Genomic DNA, 25,827 nt, shown 5'->3' with positions numbered 1-25,827 from the left:
ATTAATTGACATGGCGCCTCTATATTAAGTAAAGTAGAAGTGAGAGGTATTTAAACGTTTACGTAAACGTTTAAATCTATTTCTGGTGATGCGATTCTGAATCTTTACGGGAGGGTGCAGCTATGAAGGAATTTTTCTATCGTCCAGAAAATGCATGGATCGGAGACGTGATCCCCTATTATGAAGATCAAGAGTTTAAGTTGTTTTATCTTCATGGATGGAGAGAGAATTACAGGGAAGGTCTGGATAAGGGTTGGCATTTGATCAGTACGGACGATTTCTGCAATTACAGAGAGCATGGGGCTATTAACATACTCGGAGGAACGGGGCATGTTCTAAAGGTTGGGCCTACCTATCACTTGTTCTACTGTATTTTTCCGGAAGGAAAGCAACTGGTCTGCCATGCGACCGGAACGGATCTCATGAATTGGACGCCGATTCCAGAGAATACTTTTTCCGCCGACAACGTGGTTTACGAGCTCTCTGATTGGAGGGACCCCTTTGTATTTTGGAACGATGAAGAGGGGCAATATTGGATGCTTCTTTCCGCGATGGCCAAGGGACCTTCGAATCGCAAGGGATGTGTAGCCTTGCTCACTTCGCCGGACTTGAATAAGTGGTCGTATCGTGAACCGCTTTATGCGCCGAATATCCATGTCGGTGCCCACGAATGCCCGGAAATGTTTCGGATGGGAGAATGGTGGTATCTCGTGTACTCTAACTACACGGACCGATTCGCGACTTTCTACCGTATGAGCCGCTCGGCGAATGGTCCATGGATTACGCCAAAGGTCGACACATTCGATGGTCGCGCTTACTATGCGGCGAAGTCGGTTTCCGACGGGCAGAAGCGGTATTTGTTCGGCTGGAATCCGACGAAGGATGATGATTTGTTCGGGTGGAATCCTCCGAAGTACATCGGTAAAGATTATGATACTTGGGATTGGGGCGGAAATCTGGTAGTCCATGAGATCATCCAGCGTTCGGACGGTACTCTCGCGGTCAAGGTTCCGGATTCTGTGAATGAGGCTTTCGCAGTCGAGCAACCGCTGCAACTGGAATGGATTACGGGAACCTGGCAGTCGTCGTCATTAGAGTACACATGCGAATCTCCATATGCGTTTGCCGGCAGCTTATCGCAAGAGAATTTGCCTGATCGATGTAAAGTGTCGATGGCAATTCGGTTTTCGGCTCTTACGCAGGGGACCGGGATCATGCTGCGTGCTGAGAGGGGACTGGATTTTGCTTACTATATCACGCTTGAGCCGCAGCGTAATAGAGTTACGTTTCGTGGACCAATCATGCAAAGCGAAGATGGAGGTAAAACATTCCCATATGAGGTTGAATTAGAGCGTCCGATCGAACTATTGCCTGACCAGGATCACAAGCTTGAGATCTTTATAGATGGGTCGATTTGCGAGATCTATATCAATGAGGAAGTTGCAATGAGCGCCAGAATGTATGATATCGAACGAGGCAAGCTCGGATTGTTCGTTAGTCAAGGGAATGCTCAATTCAAGCAGGTGAAGGTTGAGACAACCAAGGGTTAATTTTCAAAATGAGTCCGGAAAAGTTTCTCCGATTCTTCGGCCAACTAGTAATTTCTGGTTGGCTTTTTGTGTGCTTGCATCAGATTTTATATTCAATGGCAAAGCAGGCCATGTATACGTAATATCCTATTTAGGGCTTATGGGGAGAACGTGGTAACAAGAAGGGGCGAACTTATTTTTCACAACTATGTACGGCCAATTACGTAAACGTTTACTATTTTTCCGGGAGCTGTTAAATGAATAAAAGATCATCTGCTATCAATCGAAAGTTATACTGGAATTTATTAAAACGTTATTTTTACCCGCTGTTAGGACCGCTTCTCTTAATGCTGATTATCCTGTATAGCATTATCGCTCTCCAATTATTCAATCCCTATCTGCTCCGAACATTCATCGACAGCGCTGCCGAAGGAGGTAACGAGAAAAATCTTATTACAATAGCAATTATGTACACGGCCGTAGCCGTGTCCGGGCAGATGCTGTCGACCGTCCTCACGTACTTAGGCGAAAAAATCGGCTGGCGAGCCACCAACGCGATTCGGAAAGATATGGCGGCCCACTATCTGTTCATGGATACCTCGAAGCAGAATGCCTTCTCGTCAGGAGAGATCATTCAGCGAATCGATGGGGATGTCAACACGCTGCAAAACTTCTTTTCCCATTTTTTCGTTAAACTTCTAGGTAACCTTTCGATCATTGCAGGTGTTCTCACTCTACTCTATATAGAGGATTGGCGAATCGGAGCCACATTAACGTTGTTTGCATTCATAGCACTGTTGTTTCTTGAGAAAATTCGATATATTGCCGAGCCTTTTTGGGTAAAGGAGAGGGAGATCAACGCCGAATTTATAGGTTTTTTAAACGAACGCTTCAAGGGTCGCGAAGATATCCGCTCTAACGGCGGAATAATATACGTCATGCAAATATTTCACAATTTCCTACGTAAGTGGTTCCCCGTTTTAAGGAAAGCTCAGCTATTCAGTTATGCAATGTGGATGACTACCATTTTCGTGTTTTCCATCGGAAGTGCCATGGTTTTTAGCGTTGGGGGTTATTTGTACCTGAACAAAGCGATCACGATTGGAACACTATTTTTGACTCTCCAATTTATGGATTTGCTCATTGATCCCATCGAAAAAATTAGGGAGCAATTAATTGACTTTCAAAAAGCGCATGCAAGTATCAAGCGGGTGATTGGCTTGTTTTCTATCGAACCTGCGCCTGCACAGTCAAAAAACATGAGACTGGATTCCGGAGCCATAGAAGTGGAATTCAAAGATGTCATCTTGCGGTACGAAGAGGGAATTACGGTGCTGAATGGAATCAACTTCCGTCTGGAGTCAGGGAGAAAATTGGGGCTTCTTGGGCGGACAGGAAGCGGAAAGTCAAGCTTAGCCCGTTTACTCCTGCAATTATATAAACCGTCTGCAGGCAACATTCTACTAAACGGGATCGAAGCTAGCTGTTACGATCCGCGTGAGATCAGAAGAAACATCGGGTTTATTACCCAGGAAGTCAAACTCACTCATTCTTCCTTACGGGATAACATTACTTTATTTAACCCGGATATTTCAGATGAGAAGATAATGAAGGCCATAGCAGAGCTTGCACTGAACCGGTGGTTTACTGGATTGTCTAATGGACTGGATACTCTTTTACTAGGAAACGGAATTGGGGTTTCGGCAGGTGAAGCCCAATTGATTGCCTTGCTACGGGTTTTATTACTGGAACCAGGACTCGTGATTCTGGATGAAGCCTCGTCCCGTCTGGATAAGGATACCGAAGCCATGATTGAACATGCGATTGACAAATTGCTAGCCGGCAGAACGGCTATTATCATTGCTCATAAATTGTCGACCATTCAGCGGACAGATGAAATCATGATAATTGAGAATGGTCGGATAATGGAACATGGTCAAAGGGAACAGTTAGCGTCCTGCCGGTCTACCCGATTTTACAGGTTGTCCCAACTAGAAACTATCGATGGCGAGGTCGTAAACGAGTGAATACATTTCAATACATGTGGCAATTGATACGCTATCGTCCATGGCTTTATATAGTGAATGGCATCATCTGGATGCTTATTCATCTGGCGCCACTTTTTACTGGTTTGGTTACCCGAGATTTTTTCAACAGCATTACCGCAGGCCGACTTGATATTTCCTATTTGACAATTCTGATTGCCATGCTGCTTACAATAGCCATCTCCAGAGTCGTGCTAATTATTTTTGGATCTTTGACGGATGTGCTGCATCGTTTCTCCATTAATGCATTGATACGTCGAAATATTTTTTATCATTTACTGGTGGGATATAAGGGGAACACGTCATCCGGCGAGGTCATAGTTAATATGCGTGATGATTCCGATCAAGCCGAAAACGCGATAAGCTGGACGTTGGACGTCATTGGAAAATTTGTGTTTGCCGCAGTGTCATTCGTTGTTCTGTTTTCGATAAATGGCAAGATCACATGTCTGGTTTTTATTCCGCTAATATTGATCGTTGTCATTACTAATCTCGCCAACAGGCGATTGGAGCAATACCGGTCGGCAAATCGTACTGCCGCCTCGAACGTAGCCACGGTGATTGGGGAGATCGCGGAGATGTCTCAAATCATTAAAATCTTCGGTGCAGAGAAACGCGTAATTGAACGGTTTGACAACCTAAATACAGTCCGCAAATCGCTGGATATAAAAGATAAGCTGTTGACACAAATTCTTAACTCTATTTTCAATAATACGGTATCTATCGGAACCGGTCTGATCCTTATTCTGTCGGTCGGTGAGATGAAAACAGGAAGTTTCACCGTCGGTGATTTCGCGTTGTTTATTTATTATTTACATTATATTACGGAATTCACACAGATCTTCGGAAGCTTTCTGTCCCATTATCGACAGACAGGGATTTCATTCCGAAGAATGAGTGATTTATTCATGCCTTCGAGGAAACATGATCTAGTACAACATGCACCTTTATCTTTAAAAGAAGATCCGTCGATTGAGTCCGATGGAAGTCCTGGTCATTTTGCCGAATTGGAGTCTTTGACCCTGCATGATCTAACCAGTCTATATCCAAACTCGACAAATGGTGTATACAATATCAGTTTCTCGGTTAAAAGAGGCAGCTTTACAGTCATTACTGGCAGAATTGGCTTTGGAAAAACCACCTTGCTTCGGGCATTGCTTGGTCATTTGCCGCTTCAAGACGGCCAGATTAGATGGAATGATGAAGACATAACGCATATGGAAGCATTTTTCTCGCCGCCTAGATGCGCTTATACTCCGCAGGTACCTGTTTTATTCGGTGAAACACTTGAACAAAACATCAAGTTAGGTCAGGATCTATCGCCGGAGCAGCTTAACAAAGCGTTGTTTTTATCAGTCTTGGGTGATGACGTTGCCGATATGCCTGCTGGGTTAAACACCTTTATCGGACTATCGGGTACGAACTTGTCCGGCGGACAGCAGCAGCGGACTGCCGTTGCCCGAATGTTCAGTAAGAATACGGAATTATTCGTGATGGATGATATATCCAGCGCCTTGGATGGAGAAACCGAAAAAAAGCTTTGGGAACGAATCCGGAAAAATAACAACTTAACCTGCATTGTGGCTTCCCATAAAAAAGAATGTTTCATGCAGGCAGATCAAATTATTTTTTTGAAAGACGGGAAGTTGGAAGCTCAGGGGACGCTTAGTGAACTTTTAGAAAGCAGTGAGGAAATGAGAAAATTATGGTATTCAACCAAAATGAAAGGCGGGTGATTTCGAATGGCTATGAATTTTGTCCAACATCGATCTACCTATTAAGTATCCTCCTATTACAGCAGACTCTCATTACTCTCATCTGTTTGCTGTAGTTTCTACTAAAGAAAAAGCAATTCCTTGGTTTTACAATCATTATATATAATTGGAAATTAAACGAACCTATGATGAAGGAATCGAGTTGGACTTTTTTGTTGTATTGCTCCAACGGCAACGATGGTAATTCACGATTTCATCTTCCTAATTCCGCATCGTTTTTAAGGTGCTTCGCACCGTATCATGGTCAATCAACTCCCCTTGCTGACACCAACGGTTAAAGCCAAGACTGGCTGCACGGACGTTTGGCGAAAAGTCGTACCAACAAGAAAAGGCTTCTTTCCATTCCCAAACACTGCGTAACAGCGGGGGAAAGTTCAGTAGAACGTCTAGTTGGGTTTTGCTCTTTTCTGACAGGGTATTGGCTGGCGGATTTATCAGACGATGGTGGCTTTTCAGAATCGCCATTGCCCGGGGCACAAGTATGTACTGGACCGATTTATGAAATAACAACAATACAGGGACTTGCAGATGTTTTCATTTTATCCTCGTTACTCTTGCGTGATTTCGTCAACCGCTTATTGTGGTTTTGAACCACAAAACTTTCAAAAATACTTTTCTAAAGAAAAAATGCCGATGGAAACGTTCCATAGTATTGGAACGATTCTATCGGCTAGGCCAGTTAAAAATAAACCATTGATGCATAGAGCTTACGCTTCTTGCGTTTCATGTGCGGCAGTAGTAGACTTTCTAGGGAGAATTCTATACATGGACTTGGTGATCACGGTGCTGATTATAAAGAAAACAGCAGCTAACTCATACATAACTGTTACCGAGAACATATCCTTCAGCAAGCCGGAGAAGCTCATCGTCAAAACCATGGCTCCAATGAATAGCGGAGTCAGCATGCCATTTACTCTGCCTACAAACGCTTCATCCGTATTTCTGAGGATGAGGGTTTGAATGGCTACCTGAAAGGCAGGAGTAACAAATCCAATGAAAAATTCCGCTGAAAATGTCAACCAGAAGTGCGAAGATAATCCGGCTGTCATGAGGCAAACGGCATTCACCAAAAAACCAGTCGTTAATAAATACAGTGGACCCACGCGTTTGCTTGCTATGACAGATAGCACGCCTCCTAAAATCATGCCGATTCCTTTAGAAGTAGCGATCCATTGATAGTAGGATTCGGGTAGGCTTAATTGCTCAGTGACGATAAAGATTCCCATGGGTACAACCAATCCAACACCAAGTCCGGCGATAAGAAAAGAAATTCCGAGCAGTGTTAATAAACGATTGGAAAGCACATATTTGAGCCCAGCTTTCATTTCCGCCATCACATGATTATCCATTGTTTTTTTAGGCGTGCCATCTGAAGGAATGAAGGTTAGTGCGATCGCTGAGAGCAAGAAAGAAATGCTCATGATACCAATTGAGATATGAATCCCGAATTGCTGATAAACAAACGTCCCGAGCACAGGCCCCATCATCATAAAGATGGCCAACACGGTCTGGAACAGAGACATGCTGCTCTGCATCATCTCTTCCTTTACATTCTGTTTAAATAGCTTCATAGCAGAAGGCTGTGAAAACTGAGACATAATAGAGGAAACAATGGTGGCGAAAAAAATAGCCTTCCAGGTTCCGTATGTCAGCGCAAGAAGAATAAACAAAATGGAAATGGCACTGAGTATATCGCACCATACCATTGTTTTTTTAGGATTCCATCGATCAGCAAACGTTCCTCCAATAAAAGAAAAGATGAAGATAGGTAAAAATTCAGCAACCGAAATCATGGAAACGGCAAAGCCATCCCCACCGGTATGCTCTACAACGTAAAGCAAAATAGCAATGTTTCTTACCCAAATACCAAGCTGTAGAAAAAAGGTAGAGACGAGTATTGAACTTAAAAACTGAGGGGATACCATAATGTGCACGATCCTTTACACGCCACTCCGAGGGCATTGATTTAGTGATAGAAGATGATGAAACTATCTTTATCCATTACATCAAGATTATTAAAGAGAGGAGGTATTCTCAAGCGTGTTGTTCTGCTATATGCAACAACCACTCTTTTTTTTTTCTATTCCGGCAAGTCTGCTGGGTACACTTATTAAAGTTTTATTTGTTTGTAGAGAACGCTAAGAAAATTGTAAAGAAGGGTTCTATTATGATAGAGAAGCCAGATCAACAGCCGTATTTGCTTTCCTCTGTGGCCAATGCGCTACGTATCATGAACAGCTTTACGGTAGAGAAGCCGACGAAAGGCGTTAGCGAACTGGCTGATGAGCTGGGGATCAGCAAAAGCGCTGTAAGTCGATTGTTAAGCACGCTTGCAAGCGAGGGGTATGTGCTAAAGGAACCAACCACCCAAAAATACAGCCTGGGACTGCAGATACTGAAATTGAACAGCGTGGTCACGAGTCAATTGGAGATTAATCACGCTGCGCAGCCTATCATAAGGGAATTGGCGAAGTCAACGGGAGAAGCTGTATTAATCTCTGTACTGGAGGATGAGATCGTTTATATTGAACAAATTGAATGTCGGCATCAGGAGTGTATATTGCCTCTTGTGGGATATCGCAGCCCTGCGCATTGCACGAGCGCTGGCAAGCTGTTGCTGGCGTATTATGAGAAAGAAAGGCTCCATAAGCTGGTGAAGAAAGGATTTACATCTTATACTGCAAAAACGATTACGGATAAGGAAGTGCTGCAGAAGCAGCTGATGGAAATTCGGAAATTACATTTTAGTTGCTGTGAATCCGAGTATTTGGAAGGGCTGATCTGCTTTTCAGCACCCATTAGAAATTACATGAACAGTGTCGTTGCAGCCATCACGATTATGGGGCCTGTTCAGCGAATAAATGAGCATACGCGGCAGAGTATTATCAACAAACTTATAAGATCTGCCAGAGAAATATCTAGGGAGCTTGGCCAGAATGGATGACAAGCTTTTCTATTCTAGAAAATTCACTGTCGTGAACCTTTTGACGTATTGACAAAAAATAAAGAATTAATAATAATATAATGGAAGCGCTTACTCAAACGGTTTCAATTAAACGTTTACGTAAACGTTTACGTTATGAAGTGAGGTGATTGACTCTCTGCAATGCAGCCGAGCTGACGGGGGAACGGTATGGTTAAGTAATGGTTACAAGTAGTCACTTTCCCGGAATGAAATATGGAGGAGTGAATGAAAAAAACTCCTACAGTGTAGGAGGAAGCAAATGTTAGATGGTGCGTGGGAAAGACCTGTCCCAACTGCCTCGGCGAATGCCGAGAGGCTTGGGCTAATACGAGGAGGAACATAAGTGAAATTGAGAAGGAGATTTTTAATTGTACTGATTTGTTCTATGCTGAGTCTCATGATTCAACCGATGTTACCTGAGCAACAGGTTGAAGCTGCCGCATCAATTATTTCACAATGGAAATTTGATGAAGGTGCAGGTAACATCACAAAGGAAGCTATAAGCGGTTCGAATAACTCCATAAACTACATTCACAATAATGCAAAGTATAAACCCTCTACAGATCCAATTTGGAGAAGCGATGGCATTTCGAACAGCGCTTTGTTATTTGATGGCTACTCAAATTGGGTAACTAACAACCCGATTTCAACACCTTCGCAAGCAATGTCCATCGAAGCCTGGATTGCTCCCAGAGCCTATGAATGGGGAGATAATGGAGTAGTTTCTGCAATTGTTAATCAGCATGATAAATCTGCTAAACAAGGCTTCCTGCTTGGGGTGTTCCGCCATGGTAGTTGGACATTTCAAGTAGGTGCGAATGGCAACTGGTATGAATTATGGTCCTACGAGCCTCTTCCAAAATTCGAATGGTCGCATATTTCTGCGACTGTAGATGGTATAAATGGAAATATGAAGCTTTTTCTTAATGGTAAGGAAGTTGCATCAAGAACGATCCCATCAAACTCTTCGATTTCACACTCTAATAATCCGCTCTTGATAGGCAAGAACAATCAAAGTACTCAACTTGCTGTATTTCCGCTAAATATGTTCAATGGTTTAATCGATGAAGTTAAGATCACAAACGGCTCCTATAGTGAGTCTGACGCACAAAGTTCTTATCTGAACTGGATCAATCAACTAGGCGGGAATATTCCCACACCAAATCTTACCTTTGATCGTAGCGTCTATGATGGTGACAAGCATCGGCCAACATATCATGCGATAGCACCTGGACACTGGATGAATGAACCGCATGCACCTTTGTATTATAATGGGCAGTATCATTTATTCTACCAAAACAATCAGCATGGTCCTTACTGGCATAATATGCATTGGGGACACTGGGTAAGCGACGATATGGTACATTGGCGTGATCTTCCTCCAGCCATTGCACCTGAGCTTTTCCAAGTGGATCCGGATGGTGATTGGACAGGAACTGCCGTTATTGACGATCAAGGCAACCCGACATTGTTTTTCACTGCGGGGAATGACGCTAGACCATATATTCAAAGTAATCAAAATGTTGGCGTTGCCCGCAGCACAGTCATGACAGATGGAGATAATGATTTAACGAAATGGGTTAAGGAGAGTAAACTAGCGGTTGCTCAGCAGCCAGGTCAAGGCAAAGCAGGTGAATTCCGTGATCCATATGTATTCAAAGACGGAGACACTTGGTTTATGTTAGTAGGGACTGGGGTTGAGGGGCAGGGAGGAACTGTAGCAGTATACTCCACTACGGATTCGAATTTAATGGACTGGAGCTACAGAGGACCACTCTATCAAAATACAAATTATCCTTACTTAGGGGGAGTATGGGAACTTCCTGTGCTATTGCCTCTTGGAAATGGTAAACATGTGCTCGCTATTAGCCCAGTAGGCTCCGGAGCGAATGTCGAAGTATTCTATTGGATTGGAGTTTGGAACAAAACTACAGCTAAATTCACACCTGATCATCAAGAACCCCAATTAATGGATTTCGGAGATTTTAAATTCACTGGTCCTAGTGGGTTTGCGGATCCGGTAACAGGGAGAAATATTCTGTTCACGATTGCACAAGGTGAAAGAGGCTCGCAGGAGGAATTTGACTCAGGTTGGGCGCATAATGCTGGATTACCTGTAGAATTGAGTCTCAGATCGGACGGAAGACTAGGAATTAAACCCATTTCTGAGCTTCAATCATTAAGGGGACAACAACTTATTAATATAACATCTGATACATCATTATCAAGCGCGAATACACTGTTGAATTCTATATCAAGCGATACATTAGAAATCGAAATAGAGTTGAATCGTGGATCCGCAGATGGTGTCGGAATGAAAGTAAGAAAATCTCCCAATAGCGAAGAAGAAACATTGATTTATTACAATCACAGTACGGATGAATATGGTGTGGACCGAACAAAGACGGTAGCGGGCGTAAACAAGGGTATTCAGAAAGGAAATGTAGACATTGGGAGTGAGAATGTCAAACTTCATATCTATTTGGATAAGTCAATGGTCGAGTCTTATCTAAATGATCTTAAGTCAATAACTACACGTACTTATAGCACGAGAAATGACGCAAAAGGATTGCAACTTTGGGCTAATGCGAACGCCGGTTCAGTCGTTGTTAAATCCCTCAAGGTATGGGCGATGAATTCTGCATATACACCGGTTCCTGTAAGCGGTATCAATATTGATCCTGCAAATCTACAAGTGAGTGTCGGTGGTAAAAAGTCAATAACTCCAATCGTAATGCCTCAAAATGCGACCAATAAGAATGTAATCTGGAGTTCAAGTCATCCAAATGTTGCAACCGTGGTGAACGGTGTCGTCACTGGTATTGCACCAGGCAGCGCAACTATAACAGCCACGACAAGAAATGGGTCAAAGACAGCTTCCAGCGCAGTTACAGTATCTGAACCTACTGTTTCAGTGAACCTGTTAAATGGGGATTTTGAGACAGGGAATCTAGCAGGCTGGAACGTGGAGAGCGGCGGAGCTTTCTCAAATTTATCTATTACTAATCAATCCACATTCCAAGATAACCAGCCGTTCAATCATGAAGGAACCTATCATTTATTCGGACTAATGAACGGAGATGCAGCAACAGGTGTTCTTAAATCCAATAGCTTTACGTTGGGCGGTAATGGGCAAATCAGCTTCTTAGCGGGCGGCGGTTCAGATATTGATAAGCTTTATGTTTCGTTTGTTAGGGCTTCTGATCATAAAGAGTTATTCCGATCAAGCGGACCAGGCACGTACTGGAACTGGCAAAGCGTAAAAGGAGTGACAGAGAGCTATACGAAACGATATTGGGACGCAACCAATTATATTGGGACTGAAATGTATATAAAAATTGTAGATGAGCGTACGGATAGTTGGGGGCATATTAACGTAGATGAATTTATTGTACCTATTGAACCGGGGAGTATCGATACGGAAGCTCCTACAGCTCCAACGGATCTTGCAGTGACCGGTAAAACAGCTTACGAAGTATCGCTTTCCTGGACGGCTTCTACGGATAACAAAGAAGTAATGGGCTACGACATTCTAAGAGATGGGAATAAGATAGCTACTACGACTGCAACTAGCTTTACCGATGAGGGTTTAAATGAAGCGACATCATATACCTACTCTATAAAGTCAATTGATACATCTGGGAACTTCTCTTTGGAGAGTGATGAACTCGCCATTACTACAGACGTTGCGCCACCAACAAGCAGCTTGCTTAATCATGATTTTGAGAGTGGTGATCTGACAGGATGGACAATAGTGAGCGGCGATGCATTCAGTGCCGCGGATATAAGTTCCGCACCGGATTGGGGCTGGGGAGGACCATTCGGACAGAGTGGGGAGTACCACCTCTGGGGATTCAATGATGGAGAAGATAGCCAAGTTGGGGTCCTTAAATCGGAAACGTTTACTTTAGGTGGATACGGCAAGATTGATTTTCTTATTGGCGGCGGGAATAATATTAACAATCTGCATGTAGCGCTAGTACGTGCATCCGACGGTGCAGAATTGTTCAAAGCTACCGGTGCGGACGACGAGGCGTATAGCCGAGTTCGATGGGATGCTTCTGCATTTATCGGGATAGATTGTTATATTAAAATTGTTGACAGTGCAACAGGCGGCTGGGGGCATCTTAATGTGGATGATGTCAATGTGCCTGTTGCTGTAGGAGAAGGAGATACCCAAGCACCGACAACGCCAACCCAGCTAACTTCACCATCGAAGACGAGTTCTACAGTAACGCTATCCTGGTCAGCTTCGACAGATAATGTGGGTGTGCAGAGCTACGTGGTGTACCGTAATGGAACAGAGGTTGGGACTACTTTAACTGCAAGTTATACGGATACAGGGCTGACAGCAAGCACCGCTTACATCTATACAGTGAAAGCCAAAGATGCTGCAGGCAATCTGTCCGTGTCGAGCAATAGTTTAAATGTAACCACAGAAGCGGCCTTGCAAGTCGGCAGTTTGACCAATCATGATTTCGAAAGCGGGAATCTGACAGGATGGACAATAGCGAGCGGCAACGCGTTCAGTACTGCGGATATAAGTTCCGCACCGGATTGGGGCTGGGGAGGACCATTCGGACAGAGTGGGACGTACCACCTCTGGGGCTTTAAGGACGGAGGAGATAGTCAGATAGGAGTGCTTAAGTCAGAAACATTTACTTTAGGCGGAAACGGCAAGATTGATTTCCTTATTGGCGGCGGGAATAATATTAACAATCTGTATGTAGCGCTAGTTCGTGCATCCGACGGTGTAGAATTGTTCAAAGCCACCGGTTCGGACAACGAGGCATATAGCCGAGTTCAATGGGATGCTTCTGCAAGGATAGGGATAGATTGTTATATTAAAATTGTTGACAATGCAACTGGTGGCTGGGGACATCTAAATGTGGATGATGTCAACGTGCCTGTTGCTGCAGGAGGTGCAGACACCCAAGCCCCAACTGCGCCTTCCCAGCTAACTTCATCATCGAAGACCCACTCTACCGTAGCATTAACCTGGTCTGCATCTACTGACAATGCAGGGGTGCAAAGCTATGTGGTGTATCGCAATGGAACAGAAGTGGGAACAGCTTCAACAACAAGTTATACGGACACCGTGTTGACGGCAAGCACCGCTTACATCTATACAGTGAAAGCCAAAGATGCTGCAGGCAATCTGTCCGTGTCGAGCAACAGTTTAAATGTAACTACTGAAGCGGTACCGCAAGTCGGTAGTTTGACCAATCACGATTTCGAAAGCGGGAATCTGACAGGATGGACAATAGTGAGCGGAAATGCGTTCAGTGCTGCGGATATAAGCTCCGCATTGGATTGGGGCTGGGGAGGACCATTCGGACAAAGCGGCACTTATCACCTCTGGGGCTTCAAGGAAGGAGGAGATAGTCAAGTCGGTGTGCTTAAGTCAGAAACGTTTGCTTTGGGCGGAACCGGACAAATCGATTTCCTGATTGGCGGAGGAAATAATATAAGCAATCTGTATGTAGCACTTGTGCGTGAGGCCGACGGTGCGGAATTGTTCAAAGCAACAGGCGCGGACAACGAGGCTTATAACCGAGTTCACTGGGATGTTTCCGCATGGATCGGAACGGACTGTTACATCAAGATTGTTGACAACGCAACGGGGGGGTGGGGACATCTGAACGTGGATGATGTTAATGTACCTGCTCTATAAATATCGAAGATAGCGGGCGATTAATTTAAAGGAAGGAGCCAAGTTCATGCTTGGCTCCTTTCTTTAATCTGCATAAATGTATAGGTTGATTTTCGGCGGGTTTGCGTTGGGGCGCATAACTCGCTTTTTCTTAGCCAAATGGTCCGAACGCAGAGCTATCGCAAATTGTTTGTTATGCTTCTCAATAAGACGGCAGAGTGCCTCATTTGCTTCTTTCATCCTGATGATGCCAAGCAGGCTTCAATGACCAGACGATCCTGAAGCGTCACCAGAGGCGTTCAACACGGCCCTAGGCTTGCGGTGTGGTCGCTTTAATAGTTATGGGATGACATTAGCACAGAAGAATAACAATATGTAGGAACTAATGTTGACAGAATAAATGAAAGCGCATATAATTAGCTCATAAAAACGATTACGTAAACGATTTTATAGGTGGGGGAAACGAGTGAAAGTTGGGATTAAAGAAGTAGCCGAGGCAGCAGGAGTATCTATTGCAACAGTCTCTCACGTGGTTAACAATACCAGGTACGTTTCCGAAAAAACAAAGGCGAAAGTGTACGACGCTATGAAACAACTGGATTTCCGTATTAATGCAGTCGCTCAAAGCTTAAGGAGCCAGAAGTCTAATACGATCGGCCTAATTGTTCCTGTTCTTCCTTCGGACACCTCGAATTTTTTCTTTATGACTGTCGCGCAAGGAATTCAGAAGACATTAAGACGGTACGGTTACCAGGTGTTGCTCAGCAACAACTCGACGGAAGAGCTGGAAGAAGAGATAGAGCAGATCAAGTTGTTTAATTCAAAACTCATCGATGGGCTGATCATTGCTTCCATCGCGGATGATGTGGGTTATTTGGACGATACGGTAAATTCTCGTTATCCGGTTGTCTTTATCGACCGCAGGCCTGTGGGCTACCACGGCGATTTCGTGCTGGCGGACGGTTTCGGGGGATCGCATAATGCGGTTCAAACGCTGCTCGATAAAGGGCACAGGAAAATAGGTCTTATAACGGGTTCATTAGGAATTTCCACGAGCAATGAACGAATGGAAGGTTATAAGAAAGCGTTATCAGATCGCGGTATTGAATTCGATCAGTCGATTGTAAGAGAAGTGCCGGCAAACTTTGAGAGCGGTTATAATTGCGCGAAGGAACTTCTTGCTTCCTCCGACATCACGGCGCTGTTCGTCGCTAATAATGTATTGACCATGGGAGTCGTTGCTTGCTTGCAAGAGCTTAAGATTAAAATTCCGGATGAGCTTGCTGTAATCGGATTTGACGACTATGATTGGACGAAGATTACGATGCCGCCGCTATCGGTTATCCGTCAGCCGTCTTTTGAAATAGGCGTGAAAGCGGCAGAAGTGATGATACAAAGAATAGAAAATCCAGCTGAGCAACAAAGTAATGAATACCGATTACCGACAACTTTAATTATGAGAGAGTCGTGCTAGCTTGATTAGCAAGATAAGCTAGCACTTTTTTTACCGCGAAATAAAAACGTTTACGTAAACGTTTTTGTTATAAGTAATAGGAGGAATTGGCAATGCGTATGAAACGAATTCTGGTTAACTGGGAATTATATTTGTTAATGTTGCTTCCCGTGTCTTATTTTATCATTTTTCGCTATTTGCCCATGTACGGGGTCCAAATCGCATTCAAAGATTTCTCGGCCGCTAAAGGGATATGGGACAGTCCTTGGGTGGGTTTCGATCATTTTGTAAGGTTCTTCAATTCTTACAATTTCGAGCAAGTTCTTACTAATACCGTTTACTTAAGCGTACTCCTGCTTGTTATTGCATTCCCGATTCCGATAATCATTGCTCTGATGTTGAATCAAGTCAAACATCAAAGATTTAAAAAATTCATGCAAACGTCCATCTATGCCCCTTATTTTATCTCTACCGTCGTTTTAGTTGGCATGGTGTTCGTATTCCTCTCCCCAAACAGTGGTCTCGTTAACCATATTATCAAGGCGTTCGGCGGAGAGCCGGTTATGTTCATGGCAGATTCGGAATGGTTCAGGCCAATCTACGTGTTTACCGAAGTATGGCAGACGACTGGTTTTTCATCCATTATCTATTTGGCCGCTCTAGCTGCAATTGATCCCCATCTACACGAAGCGGCAGTCGTAGACGGAGCTAACAAATGGAAAAGGGTTCTGCATATTGATCTTCCCGGTCTAATGCCAACCATCGCGGTATTGTTTATTCTTGCTGTGGGAAATTTGATGAACATAGGTTTCGAAAAAGCGTTTCTAATGCAAACGGATATTAACGTAGATGCTTCAGAAATCATTCCTACGTATGTGTACAAAATTGGAATTCAGAGGGCGCAATATAGTTTCTCAGCGGCGATTGGATTGTTTAATGCTGTCATTAATTTGGTTCTACTGTTTATTGTTAACAGGACAGTTAAAAAAATGAGTGGAAACGGCTTGTTCTAGAAGAGGAGAGAGTAGAAAATGATTAGCATAAAAAGAAAAACGACCGGAGACGTGCTCTTCGATGTCGTCAACTATACACTACTCATCGGATTTATGCTTATGATCTTGTATCCGCTTTATTTTATTCTGATCGCATCTTTCAGTGATCCGAATCTTGTCGGCACTGGTGATGTGTGGTTGATACCGCACGGAATCACATTCGAAGGCTATCAGCGGATTTTCAATGATGGAGCGATCTGGCTTGGGTATCGAAATTCGCTTCTTTACGCAGTACTTTCGGCGTTCATCGGTACATCGCTTGCCATCATGGCGGCCTACCCTTTGTCACGAAAAGATTTTTATGGCCGAAACGCATTCATGATCTTTTTTGCGGTCACATTGTTTTTTAACGGTGGACTGATCCCAACCTATTTGCTTATGCGGAACATGCATTTAATGGATACCATTTGGCCGGTAGTTCTACTTCCCGCACTCGATGCCTTCGTCATCATTATTGCGAGAACTTTTTTCCAAGGTCTTCCTGAAGAAATAAGAGAATCGGCGAGTATGGACGGATGTACGAATATGCGATATATCTGGAGCTTTGTATTGCCGTTATCAAAGCCGATCATTGCCGTTCTTGCCCTGTTTGCGATCGTAAAGCAGTGGAATGGATTTTTCGACGCTTTGATTTATCTGAAAGACGAAGCGGCGTATCCGTTGCAATTGATTTTGAGAAATATACTGATTCAAAACCAGCCTACGGGTAACCTGTTGTCGGACATTCAGTCGGCAGTCGAGCAGCAAAGGATTGTTGGATTAATCAAATACGGCGTTATTATTGTCGCAGCGCTCCCGCTTTTAATTCTTTACCCGTTCTTGCAACGTTATTTTGTACAAGGGGTGTTCATCGGGTCTGTTAAAGGCTAAGAGCGAATCCACACCGTAAATTAAATAAGGAGGTGATTCGTGCCTCGGAGGAAACCGTGGACCAATAGCAGGGCCAGTTCTTACTGATATGCAAGCAATTAAAGGGAGGTTTCTGTACAAATGAAAAGAAAGTCGTCCATTACATTGGCAGTCATCGTAAGCGCAACAATGGTTCTATCAGCATGCAGCGGCAACAGTGGTAACAATGAATCACCTACGGCAAGTACAAATACCGAACCGTCTGCAAGCGCACCGGCATCCGAAACGTCAAACGGTAGCCAATTCCCGCTAAAAGAAAAAATCACTTTGAAGGCGTCCGCGCACCGCCCTGTGCTTGCTCCAAGCGACTTCAACGAGCAGCCACTTCTCCAAGAGCTTGAAAAAAATACGAACGTTCACATCGAATGGGAGACGACCGTAGACAACGACTTTATCGAGAAACGCAATTTGCTGCTTGCGAGCGGCAGTCTCCCTGACTTCTTCTTTAGCGGTCGTTTCTCGGATACCGAGCTGGTTAGATATGGCCAAGAAGGCACCCTCATTCCTCTGAACGACTTGATCGAAAAAAATATGCCGAATCTGAAATCAATCCTAGATAGCAGGCCGGATATCAAAGCGTCGATCATGGCTCCTGACGGCAATATCTACTCCCTGCCAATCGGTGAGGAAATCGGCTCCGGACAGGAAGAGATCGGCGCGAATCCGGACTTCCTGTACATCAATAAAGATTGGCTCGACAAGTTGAAACTTCAGATGCCGACGACGATTGACGAGTTTACGACAGTACTGCAAGCATTCAAAAAGCAAGATCCAAACGGTAACGGAAAGGCAGACGAAATTCCGCTAACGTATATCGATAATTTCTGGACAGGCGACATCGGCGTTCTGTTCGGAGCATTCGGCGTGCCGGACAAGACACATCGCCCGAACAACCCGACTTATATCGATCACCTTAACGTGGATAACGGGAAAGTCTCTATCTCCGCTCAGCAAGAAGGCTTCAAACAAGCGGTATCTTATCTGAACAATTGGTTCAAACAAGGCTTAGTTGACTTGGATGCCTTTACGCACGATTATGATACGTATTTTGCTAGAGGAAAAACGGAAGACGAGACGATCGGCGCTATGATCTGGTGGGACAAAAACGATGTTGTCGGTCCTGAAAGAAGCGAACATTGGGTCATTGTGCCTCCGTTCAAAGACATGGTCGTCAAATGGAACAGCGGCGGCGGTCTTGGCCGCGATGGCGCAGCCATCACAAAAGACAACAAATCCCCGGAAATTACGGCGGCATGGCTGGATTCCTTCTATGAGCCGACAATGTCTGCCCAAGCTCGTTTTGGACCTATCGACGTTTGGTTTGACAAAGACGCCAGCGGGAAGCTAATTCAGAAGGCGGTAGAGAATCCGGGGGAGCTCAAGCAAAAAACGGCGGTAACCAATGGTATCGGTCTTCTTCTATCCGAAATGGAAGATAAAGTTGCTTATATTGAACCGCGCGCTCAAGGACGTATTGATGACAGCGTCAAATATTACGTTCCGCAAATGCAAAGCGAAAAATTCCCTAATCTCTTCTTCAATCCAGAGGAATTGGAAGTCATTGATCGTCTGAAACCGGATATTTCCGCCTACATCAACAAAATGCGCGCTAAATGGCTGCTCAGCGGCGGTGTAGAAAAGGAATGGGAAGAATTCCAAGCAACTTTGAAAAAGATGGGCATTGAAGAATTGCTTAAAGCCCACCAATCCGGTTACGACCGTTATGTTGCTGCACAGAAATAATCTGATATAAGCTCGAAATCAGGCCGGAACGCACAACAGTTCCGGCTTGTTTCCTCAAAGAGAATGGAAATAGGATGGGAGTGGAAAGATGCAATACTCGAATCAACGAAATCGATCTTTCATCGCTAGCTGGTCATTTGATGAAGGCAGTGGAAACCTGACAAGAGACGCGGCTTCAAGTAAAGAAGACAAGATTGAAAATGCTCTTGAAAAAGGAAGGTTTGGGCCGCCGCAGCATCCTGTGTGGCATCAGGGGATATCTGGAACTGCCTTGTCGTTTGATGGGTATTCCACGTATATTCGCCGTTCGTCTGCCGATGTAGAGAAACCAACCGACGGTTTGACGATCACCGCGTGGATTGCGCCAAGAACTTATGATCTCGATAATGAGCATAGGCTGTGCGCTATCGTGAATCAGCATAACAGAGAACAAGCTCAGGGTTACCTATTTGGGCTGTACCAACACGGTTCATGGTCCTTGCAGCTAGGTATTGACAACGAATGGGTCGAAGTTTGGTGCCACGACAAGCCCATTCCGAAAAATCGGTGGTCTTTCGTGGTTGCCGTATACGATAAAGGAAACGGCATGTTGAAGCTTTATCTAAATGGGGAAGAAGCGGCTAGCCATAAAGCATCCGTAACAGCGAACATTTCACCTTGCGAGACGGATTTGCTCATTGGGCGCCATAACGAGGAAGTTGTTTTGGCAGAGCCTTTCATAAAGAATCATTTCGACGGACTTATGGATGAGGTCCAAATCCATTCCAGGAGTTTGAGCGGGGAAGAAATATGCGAAATTTTTCGGGAAGCTCTGGAACCTTATGGAGGAAAACTGCCTGAAATTTCGATCCAAGATCTGATGATACCACGCGAGCGCTTCAAGCAGGATCGACATCGGCCCCAATTTCATCTGAATCCTCCTGGGCATTGGATGAACGAGCCTCATGCTCCAATTTATTTTAATGGACGTTATCATTTGTTCTATCAAGCAAATCCGAGAGGTCCATTCTGGGGAGCGATCCATTGGGGTCATTGGGTGAGCGAGGATTTGGTTCGATGGAGGGACTTACCATCAGCACTTGCCCCCGAACCTGGTATTGATTCGGACGGTATATGGTCGGGCAGCGCTGCACTGGACGAAAATGGAATACCTGCGTTATTTTATACGGCAGGGAATTTAACCAGATATCCCGATCAATGTGTGGCGTTAGCAAGGAGTACGTTTTTGGAAGACGGCGATCCGGAATTGATTCGGTGGAAGAAGAGACAGATTCCGCTTGTTACCCAACCGACAGACGACGGAGTGCTGCCTGGGATGTTTCGAGATCCGTTCGTATGGAAGGAAGATGGGCGCTGGATTATGCTGGTCGGCGGCGGTATTGTCGAACGGGGCGGAACGGCATTCGTCTATGTTTCAGAAAACTTGGAGACATGGGATTACAAAGGAGAATTCTTCTTAAGCGATTATACGAAGTACCCACATTTGGGAACGGGGTGGGAACTGCCGGTACTGCTGCCGTTGAAACGTGACGGACAAGAAACGGGCAAGCACATCTTTGTATTCAGCCCGTGGGGAGTCGGTGCGAAGATGGTCGTACACTATTGGATAGGAACGTATGATAATGAAAACTTACGATTCATTCCGGACAGTGAAGATCCGCAGCAACTTGATGTCGATGACTATCACTTCTCAGGACCGAGCGGCATGGTCGATCCGGTTACGGGAAGATCGTTACTGTTCACGATAGCCCAGGGAGAACGGACGCATGAGCTGGAATACGACAGCGGATGGGCACATGACGCGGGGATGCCAGTTTCATTAAGCTTACGGGAAGACGGTCGACTTGGAGTGGAGCCAATCTGCGAAATGGAGCAATTACGCGATTCTCTTCTGCTACAACTGTCTGATGTGTCGATGGAAGAAGCAAATCGTCGCTTGCAAGATATACATGGCACTATGCTGGAAATAGACATTTCTTTCAATGCTGGGCACGCAAACCGTTATGGTGTGTCCGTACGACGATCACTAGAGGGTGAAGAGGAAACGAAATTATATTACGATAAATTTAATAAGAAACTCGGTGTAGACCGCAGCCGCGCTACACTAGACTCTAATGAGCGGACGACCGGCATTCAAGAAGGCGAGCTTGATTTGCGGGGAGAGGCACTATCCTTGCGAGTTTTTGTCGACCGTTCATTGATCGAAACATATGCGAACGGATTGAAAAGCCTAACAACCAGGACTTATCCTTCCCGCATAGATGCCGATGGAATCCGACTTTTCTCAGATGAGGATATTCAAATCAAATCGCTCCGAATATGGAGTATGAAACCGGTTTTTCATGATCAATGAAATAATAAGTCATCCAAGAGAGAACAAGAGGAGTAGGTGGGAGAGAAATGTTTGATGTCACGTCACTTGGGGAAGTATTAATAGATTTTACTCCAGTAGATTCAACGGGGGATAACATCGCAAGGTTCGAGCAGAATCCAGGCGGAGCGCCTGCCAACGTACTTGCTGCATTGTCAAGATGGGACAAAAAAACGGCATTCATCGGAAAAGTAGGCAATGACCAGTTTGGCAACTTTTTGAAAGAGACACTAGAATCTTGTAGCATTAATATTAAAGGCGTTGTCAGTACGGATGATGCGAGCACGACTTTGGCCTTTGTTCACTTGGACGAAAGAGGAGACCGTACGTTCAGCTTCGTTCGGAATCCGGGTGCTGATATGCTTCTTAGCGCTTCAGAAGTCAATTATGCGATTGTGGAAAAGTCAAAGATTTTTCATTTTGGCTCCATATCCATGACGGACGAGCTTGCGTCCGTCGCGACAATTAAGGCGGCTATGATCGCTAAAGCGAATGGAAAGATAGTCTCGTTCGATCCGAATTTGCGTATCCCGTTATGGAACAACCTTGAGCACGCCAAGGAGAAGATTCTGATTGGATTAACTTTCGCGGACGTTCTGAAAATTTCGGAAGAAGAACTTGAATTTATAACCGGAACAAACGATCTGGCTAGAGGCTCCCAGCAAATATTCCTCCAATACGGAGTCCGTATTATACTCGTCACGCTAGCGGAAAAAGGCTGTTTCGTGAGAAAAGGAGATATCGCGGTGTCCGTTCCAGGTTTTCCAGCGGATGTCGTAGATACGACAGGTGCTGGGGATGCATTTTTGGGAGGCTTCCTATATCAGTTGTTGGAAAGAGACTGTCAGATAGATCGTTTAAATGAAGACAATCTCAAGTCTATGGCTCGATTTGCAAACGCAGTTGGAGCCCTTGTCACGACAAGAAAAGGCGCAATTCTCTCGATGCCATCATTATCGGATGTAGAAGCGTTTATTATGAAGGCAAGTTCAGAGTCTAATCATGAAAAATACCGTCCACTATTTCACTATAGTCCTCCGTCGGGATGGCTGAATGATCCGAATGGACTTGTTTATTATGAAGGTGAGTATCATTTGTTCTATCAATATTATCCTCACAAAAATGAGTGGGGACCGATGCACTGGGGACATGCTGTTAGTAAGGATTTGGTTAACTGGGATCATTTTCCGATTGCGATCGCTCCAGATCACAACGGAATGATATTTTCCGGCAGTGCTGTCGTTGATTGGAACGATACAAGTGGTTTCTTTGGAGGCAACGCTGGTCTTGTCGCCGTATTTACGCATTCAGATACCTACCCGAATACCATCTATGAGAAGGGCGCTTACGTTATCGACGGAAAAACAATCACCGAGAGGCCGAGACAGCGTCAAAGTCTTGCATACAGCACGGATAAAGGCCGGACGTGGACGATGTACGAGGGGAACCCGGTTTTGGTCGAGACCGAATTAATCGATTTCCGAGATCCGAAGGTGTTCTGGAATGCTGCGACAAATCGCTGGGTGTTGGTGTTAGCAGCTGATGATCATGTCCGTATTTACACATCCCCGAATTTAAAGGAGTGGACGTTTGCCAGTGAGTTCGGAGCCCAAATGGGTTCACATGCGGGAGTATGGGAATGCCCGGATCTGTTTGAACTGCCGGTCGACGGTGAATGCGAGAATAAAAAATGGGTGTTGATAGTAAGTATTGGCGATAATACGGAATTCTCGGAAGGATCACGCACTCAATATTTTATCGGTCAATTCGATGGGGTTACGTTCACAAGCGATCTGGAGCCGGAAGAAGTACTCTGGATGGACTATGGACGCGACAATTATGCCGGAGTCTCTTGGTCCGACGTGCGTGAAGAGGATGGACGTCGTATTCTTATTGGCTGGATGAGCAACTGGAAATATGCGAACCATACACCAACCACGGGATGGCGCAGCGCGATGACAATTCCGCGTTCCCTATCTTTGACAAAAACTTCGGAAGGCATTCGTTTGATCTCAGAGCCTGTTGAGGAACTAACCGGGTTACGCGGCCAGCCGGCAACCAACCTTTCCGGTACCGTGCTATCAGGTGATCGCTTGCTGGACGGTTTAAGCGGAAACGCCTACGAAATTGAAGTGGAATTCGAGTGGAGCGACGTGGGGGAGTTCGGACTGAAGGTCTGCCAATCCGATCGTGAAGAGACGGTAATCGGATTTGAGGCGGATTCAGGCTTTCTGTACATTGACCGCACCCGTTCAGGGGAGTCAAGCTTCCATGAGTTGTTTCCATGCAAACACGGAGCTAAGGTAGAAACTGATGGAAAACAGTTGAAATTGCGTATATTCATTGACCAATGTTCTGTCGAAGTGTTTGCGAATGACGGTCGGGTTGTGCTAACCGATCTTATCTTCCCAGATTCGTCAAGCAATGGAGTAGCTCTTTACAGCAAAGGCGGAGATGTGTTGTTGAACTCATTCATCTATTATCCGCTGAATGCTATCTAGGCGGATTCAACCTTGAAGTATGATTTAATAAATAAATGAAGCCCAGGGGGAAGGTATAGTCGATAGGAGCTTTATTGGCCGCCGTACCCCCTTCTTCCTTAATAATCAATGTTAAAATCTGAGTTTTAGGAGCTCGGGATCGCTAATTCGTCTTTGCGCACTAGAGCCAACATCAGTTAAGTCTGAATGGGGAGTTTATACTTCAAGAATAACCGAATTCGAACTTCACTTCCTTCAGACGTCTATTCCATTATGAGAGGATATGACGAATGATACTTAAGCAAGAGACATTATTGAGAGAACCTCCCGATTTGCATTATGCTACTTGGGCTGGCGAGAATTGCGCCACCGCGCTGGCATGCACGATTCTACAAGCGTACGATAAGCCGTTCCAATGGATATTTTCCGATAACTGGAATTTTTATTATCATTCCGTAGAGCAAATATCAGCATATGAATCCCAGAATATGAATACTCCCATCCTTTGGAATGCTCACGAATTATTTGGAATGAACCTCACCTTACTCCAAGAAAAAGACTTTAATCGCCTCTTAGAAAAGCTACCTCAGCATAAACACTTACTTATTTCCGGTGAATCTTTCTATCTTCCATGGTGCTATGGCTACCAAACGAGCCGAAACGATTATCACATGTTCGCTGTACAAAACTATGATGAATTGAATCCACAAATGTTCGTTTGGAGCATTCATCACCAAGGATATGTTCCCGTACAGATCATTAAGCAATCGTTTGAAAGACCCGGTGCATCCGCATTTGCTATTTCACCTCCAGTGAAAACCATCCAAGACAGTGTGTTACTTCGCCAGTTACAAATCACCCGAGACAAAATCATCGGAGCAACGACTCTGAACTACTCCAGCGGTTTAAAAGGACTCATCACATTCAAAGAACATCTGGCACAAGCTTCGACGCCTTCAAACGCTTATGCAATGCTTTGGTTCGTTCAATTCAAAGATATTATTCGGTTGAAAGTATCCTACATCGAGTTCTTGCATTATTTGCAACAGCATGAAACCTCTCCGTTGTATCAGTCGATTCCGTCTGGATTGGTCCGACAATTCATGAAAGCCGTCTCTCATTTTACCGCTTTTCGAAACATCCTAACCAAAACCGTTTTCAACAATTCGTATTGCCGCGAGACGGTAATCCGGCAATTGGAGAAAGCCATCGAGGCAGAATATGAATGTGCAATTATGCTTGAAAAATATCTGCTTGCGTAGGAGGCATTAATTTGACAACCCAAATGGATAACAAGCGGAATTCAATCGTTGATATTGATTCGTTCTACAACGTGAAAGGAATCTCGTGGTCGGAGCATCAAATCGACGGTTCGTTGGATCATTCCGGAGACAGCATTCCTGGCGAGCTGCTCCCGTCGGGGGTGGTTCAAACGTATCGTGGAATTCAGTTTCAATTGCCCTGCCATACGACTAATCACTTCGACATGGTCTCCTGTGAAGGACAAACGGTTCCCATTAACGCTCTTTGCGATGAAATTGCTTTTTTGGGAATGAGTACATTCGGCGATCACACCGATTTTGTCACGATTTCTTATAGCGACGGGGAGACGGATGAACAGCTTTTTCGAATCTCCGATTGGGGGCGTTTATTTTTTACTAATGATTTATTTCCAAACGAGGAAATCGGTATCATTTTCCCTTATCGAAGGAATATTCAGGGAAATAAAGTTCCTTATCTCGCCGGACTATCCATTCCGAAAATTGTCATTGATAAACAAAAAGAAATATCATCGATCACGTTGCCTCCCAATCCTTATATCTTTCTAGCTTCTATAACCCTGATACATTAA

The 25,827-nt window shown here is 44.6% G+C and carries 14 protein-coding genes and 2 pseudogenes; 13 read left to right on the top strand and 3 right to left on the bottom strand.

Annotated features, from left to right (window positions below):
• Nucleotides 1-122: 122 nt before the first annotated feature.
• The 3 genes from AB4Z29_RS27515 (at nucleotide 123) to AB4Z29_RS27505 (ending at nucleotide 5,310) form a co-directional block, all read left to right on the top strand.
• Nucleotides 123-1,550, top strand: coding sequence for a GH32 C-terminal domain-containing protein (locus AB4Z29_RS27515; protein ID WP_441946166.1), 1,428 nt, complete (start codon nucleotides 123-125; stop codon nucleotides 1,548-1,550).
• A gap of 236 nt (nucleotides 1,551-1,786) precedes the next feature.
• Entirely contained in the window at nucleotides 1,787-3,556 is a 1,770-nt protein-coding gene (locus tag AB4Z29_RS27510; RefSeq protein ID WP_441946165.1) for an ABC transporter ATP-binding protein, read from the top strand.
• The gene (locus tag AB4Z29_RS27505; protein WP_441946164.1) at nucleotides 3,553-5,310 is read left to right on the top strand and encodes an ABC transporter ATP-binding protein; all 1,758 of its coding nucleotides are present in this window, start codon (nucleotides 3,553-3,555) and stop codon (nucleotides 5,308-5,310) included. Before AB4Z29_RS27510 ends, AB4Z29_RS27505 begins: the two co-directional genes overlap by 4 nt.
• A 243-nt stretch (nucleotides 5,311-5,553) precedes the next feature.
• Here the strand turns inward: AB4Z29_RS27505 and AB4Z29_RS27500 are convergent.
• Both AB4Z29_RS27500 and AB4Z29_RS27495 read right to left on the bottom strand, forming a co-directional pair.
• Nucleotides 5,554-5,847, bottom strand: a pseudogene (locus tag AB4Z29_RS27500) (transposase); the annotation flags it as partial.
• 209 nt (nucleotides 5,848-6,056) lie between these two features.
• Nucleotides 6,057-7,274: an MFS transporter gene (locus AB4Z29_RS27495; protein ID WP_441946180.1), complete on the bottom strand. Its 1,218-nt coding sequence runs from the start codon at nucleotides 7,272-7,274 to the stop codon at nucleotides 6,057-6,059.
• Nucleotides 7,275-7,516: 242 nt separating this feature from the next.
• On the opposite strand from AB4Z29_RS27495, the gene AB4Z29_RS27490 reads away from it, so the two are divergent.
• On the top strand, nucleotides 7,517-8,293 hold the full coding sequence (locus tag AB4Z29_RS27490) for an IclR family transcriptional regulator (RefSeq protein WP_441946163.1): 777 nt from the start codon (nucleotides 7,517-7,519) through the stop codon (nucleotides 8,291-8,293).
• Nucleotides 8,294-8,699: 406 nt separating this feature from the next.
• Nucleotides 8,700-13,988, top strand: a complete 5,289-nt coding sequence (locus AB4Z29_RS27485; RefSeq protein WP_441946179.1) for a GH32 C-terminal domain-containing protein — start codon at nucleotides 8,700-8,702, stop codon at nucleotides 13,986-13,988.
• A 132-nt stretch (nucleotides 13,989-14,120) separates the two neighbouring features.
• Here the strand turns inward: AB4Z29_RS27485 and AB4Z29_RS27480 are convergent.
• Nucleotides 14,121-14,304 (bottom strand): annotated as a pseudogene (locus AB4Z29_RS27480) (ISNCY family transposase); the annotation flags it as partial.
• A 129-nt stretch (nucleotides 14,305-14,433) separates the two neighbouring features.
• Here AB4Z29_RS27480 and AB4Z29_RS27475 point away from each other — a divergent pair.
• The 8 genes from AB4Z29_RS27475 to AB4Z29_RS27440 all read left to right on the top strand — a co-directional run bounded on the left by AB4Z29_RS27475 (nucleotide 14,434) and on the right by AB4Z29_RS27440 (nucleotide 25,827).
• Nucleotides 14,434-15,441, top strand: a complete 1,008-nt coding sequence (locus AB4Z29_RS27475) for a LacI family DNA-binding transcriptional regulator (RefSeq protein WP_441946162.1) — start codon at nucleotides 14,434-14,436, stop codon at nucleotides 15,439-15,441.
• Between the two features lie 92 nt (nucleotides 15,442-15,533).
• Nucleotides 15,534-16,433, top strand: a complete 900-nt coding sequence (locus tag AB4Z29_RS27470) for an ABC transporter permease (RefSeq protein WP_441946161.1) — start codon at nucleotides 15,534-15,536, stop codon at nucleotides 16,431-16,433.
• Nucleotides 16,434-16,451: 18 nt separating this feature from the next.
• A complete protein-coding gene (locus AB4Z29_RS27465; protein ID WP_441946160.1) occupies nucleotides 16,452-17,342 on the top strand; it encodes a carbohydrate ABC transporter permease in 891 nt (296 codons plus the stop codon).
• A 120-nt stretch (nucleotides 17,343-17,462) separates the two neighbouring features.
• Complete coding sequence (locus AB4Z29_RS27460) at nucleotides 17,463-19,124, top strand: extracellular solute-binding protein (protein WP_441946159.1); 1,662 nt, start codon at nucleotides 17,463-17,465, stop codon at nucleotides 19,122-19,124.
• Nucleotides 19,125-19,212: 88 nt separating this feature from the next.
• Nucleotides 19,213-21,477 carry a GH32 C-terminal domain-containing protein gene (locus AB4Z29_RS27455; protein WP_441946158.1) on the top strand — a complete coding sequence of 755 codons (2,265 nt, stop codon included), beginning with the start codon at nucleotides 19,213-19,215 and terminating at the stop codon, nucleotides 21,475-21,477.
• A 47-nt stretch (nucleotides 21,478-21,524) separates the two neighbouring features.
• The gene (locus AB4Z29_RS27450) at nucleotides 21,525-23,996 is read left to right on the top strand and encodes a PfkB family carbohydrate kinase (RefSeq protein ID WP_441946157.1); all 2,472 of its coding nucleotides are present in this window, start codon (nucleotides 21,525-21,527) and stop codon (nucleotides 23,994-23,996) included.
• A gap of 269 nt (nucleotides 23,997-24,265) precedes the next feature.
• Nucleotides 24,266-25,237 (top strand): hypothetical protein, encoded by a 972-nt coding sequence (locus tag AB4Z29_RS27445; protein WP_441946156.1) that lies wholly within the window; start codon nucleotides 24,266-24,268, stop codon nucleotides 25,235-25,237.
• 11 nt (nucleotides 25,238-25,248) lie between these two features.
• Nucleotides 25,249-25,827: a hypothetical protein gene (locus AB4Z29_RS27440; RefSeq protein ID WP_441946155.1), complete on the top strand. Its 579-nt coding sequence runs from the start codon at nucleotides 25,249-25,251 to the stop codon at nucleotides 25,825-25,827.

Origin of the sequence: Paenibacillus sp. 2TAB23, from assembly GCF_052115165.1 — a bacterium.
Lineage (GTDB): Bacteria > Bacillota > Bacilli > Paenibacillales > Paenibacillaceae > Pristimantibacillus.
This window is presented reverse-complemented; position numbering and strand designations above follow the sequence as displayed.

Bases quoted from the DNA above. Each gene is read 5' to 3' on its own strand.
- AB4Z29_RS27515 (WP_441946166.1), top strand. From the start codon at position 123: ATGAAGGAATTTTTCTATCGTCCAGAAAATGCATGGATCGGAGACGTG.
- AB4Z29_RS27510 (WP_441946165.1), top strand. From the start codon at position 1,787: ATGAATAAAAGATCATCTGCTATCAATCGAAAGTTATACTGGAATTTA.
- AB4Z29_RS27495 (WP_441946180.1), bottom strand. From the start codon at position 7,274: ATGGTATCCCCTCAGTTTTTAAGTTCAATACTCGTCTCTACCTTTTTT.
- AB4Z29_RS27490 (WP_441946163.1), top strand. From the start codon at position 7,517: ATGATAGAGAAGCCAGATCAACAGCCGTATTTGCTTTCCTCTGTGGCC.
- AB4Z29_RS27485 (WP_441946179.1), top strand. From the start codon at position 8,700: ATGCTGAGTCTCATGATTCAACCGATGTTACCTGAGCAACAGGTTGAA.
- AB4Z29_RS27470 (WP_441946161.1), top strand. From the start codon at position 15,534: ATGCGTATGAAACGAATTCTGGTTAACTGGGAATTATATTTGTTAATG.
- AB4Z29_RS27465 (WP_441946160.1), top strand. From the start codon at position 16,452: ATGATTAGCATAAAAAGAAAAACGACCGGAGACGTGCTCTTCGATGTC.
- AB4Z29_RS27460 (WP_441946159.1), top strand. From the start codon at position 17,463: ATGAAAAGAAAGTCGTCCATTACATTGGCAGTCATCGTAAGCGCAACA.
- AB4Z29_RS27455 (WP_441946158.1), top strand. From the start codon at position 19,213: ATGCAATACTCGAATCAACGAAATCGATCTTTCATCGCTAGCTGGTCA.
- AB4Z29_RS27450 (WP_441946157.1), top strand. From the start codon at position 21,525: ATGTTTGATGTCACGTCACTTGGGGAAGTATTAATAGATTTTACTCCA.
- AB4Z29_RS27445 (WP_441946156.1), top strand. From the start codon at position 24,266: ATGATACTTAAGCAAGAGACATTATTGAGAGAACCTCCCGATTTGCAT.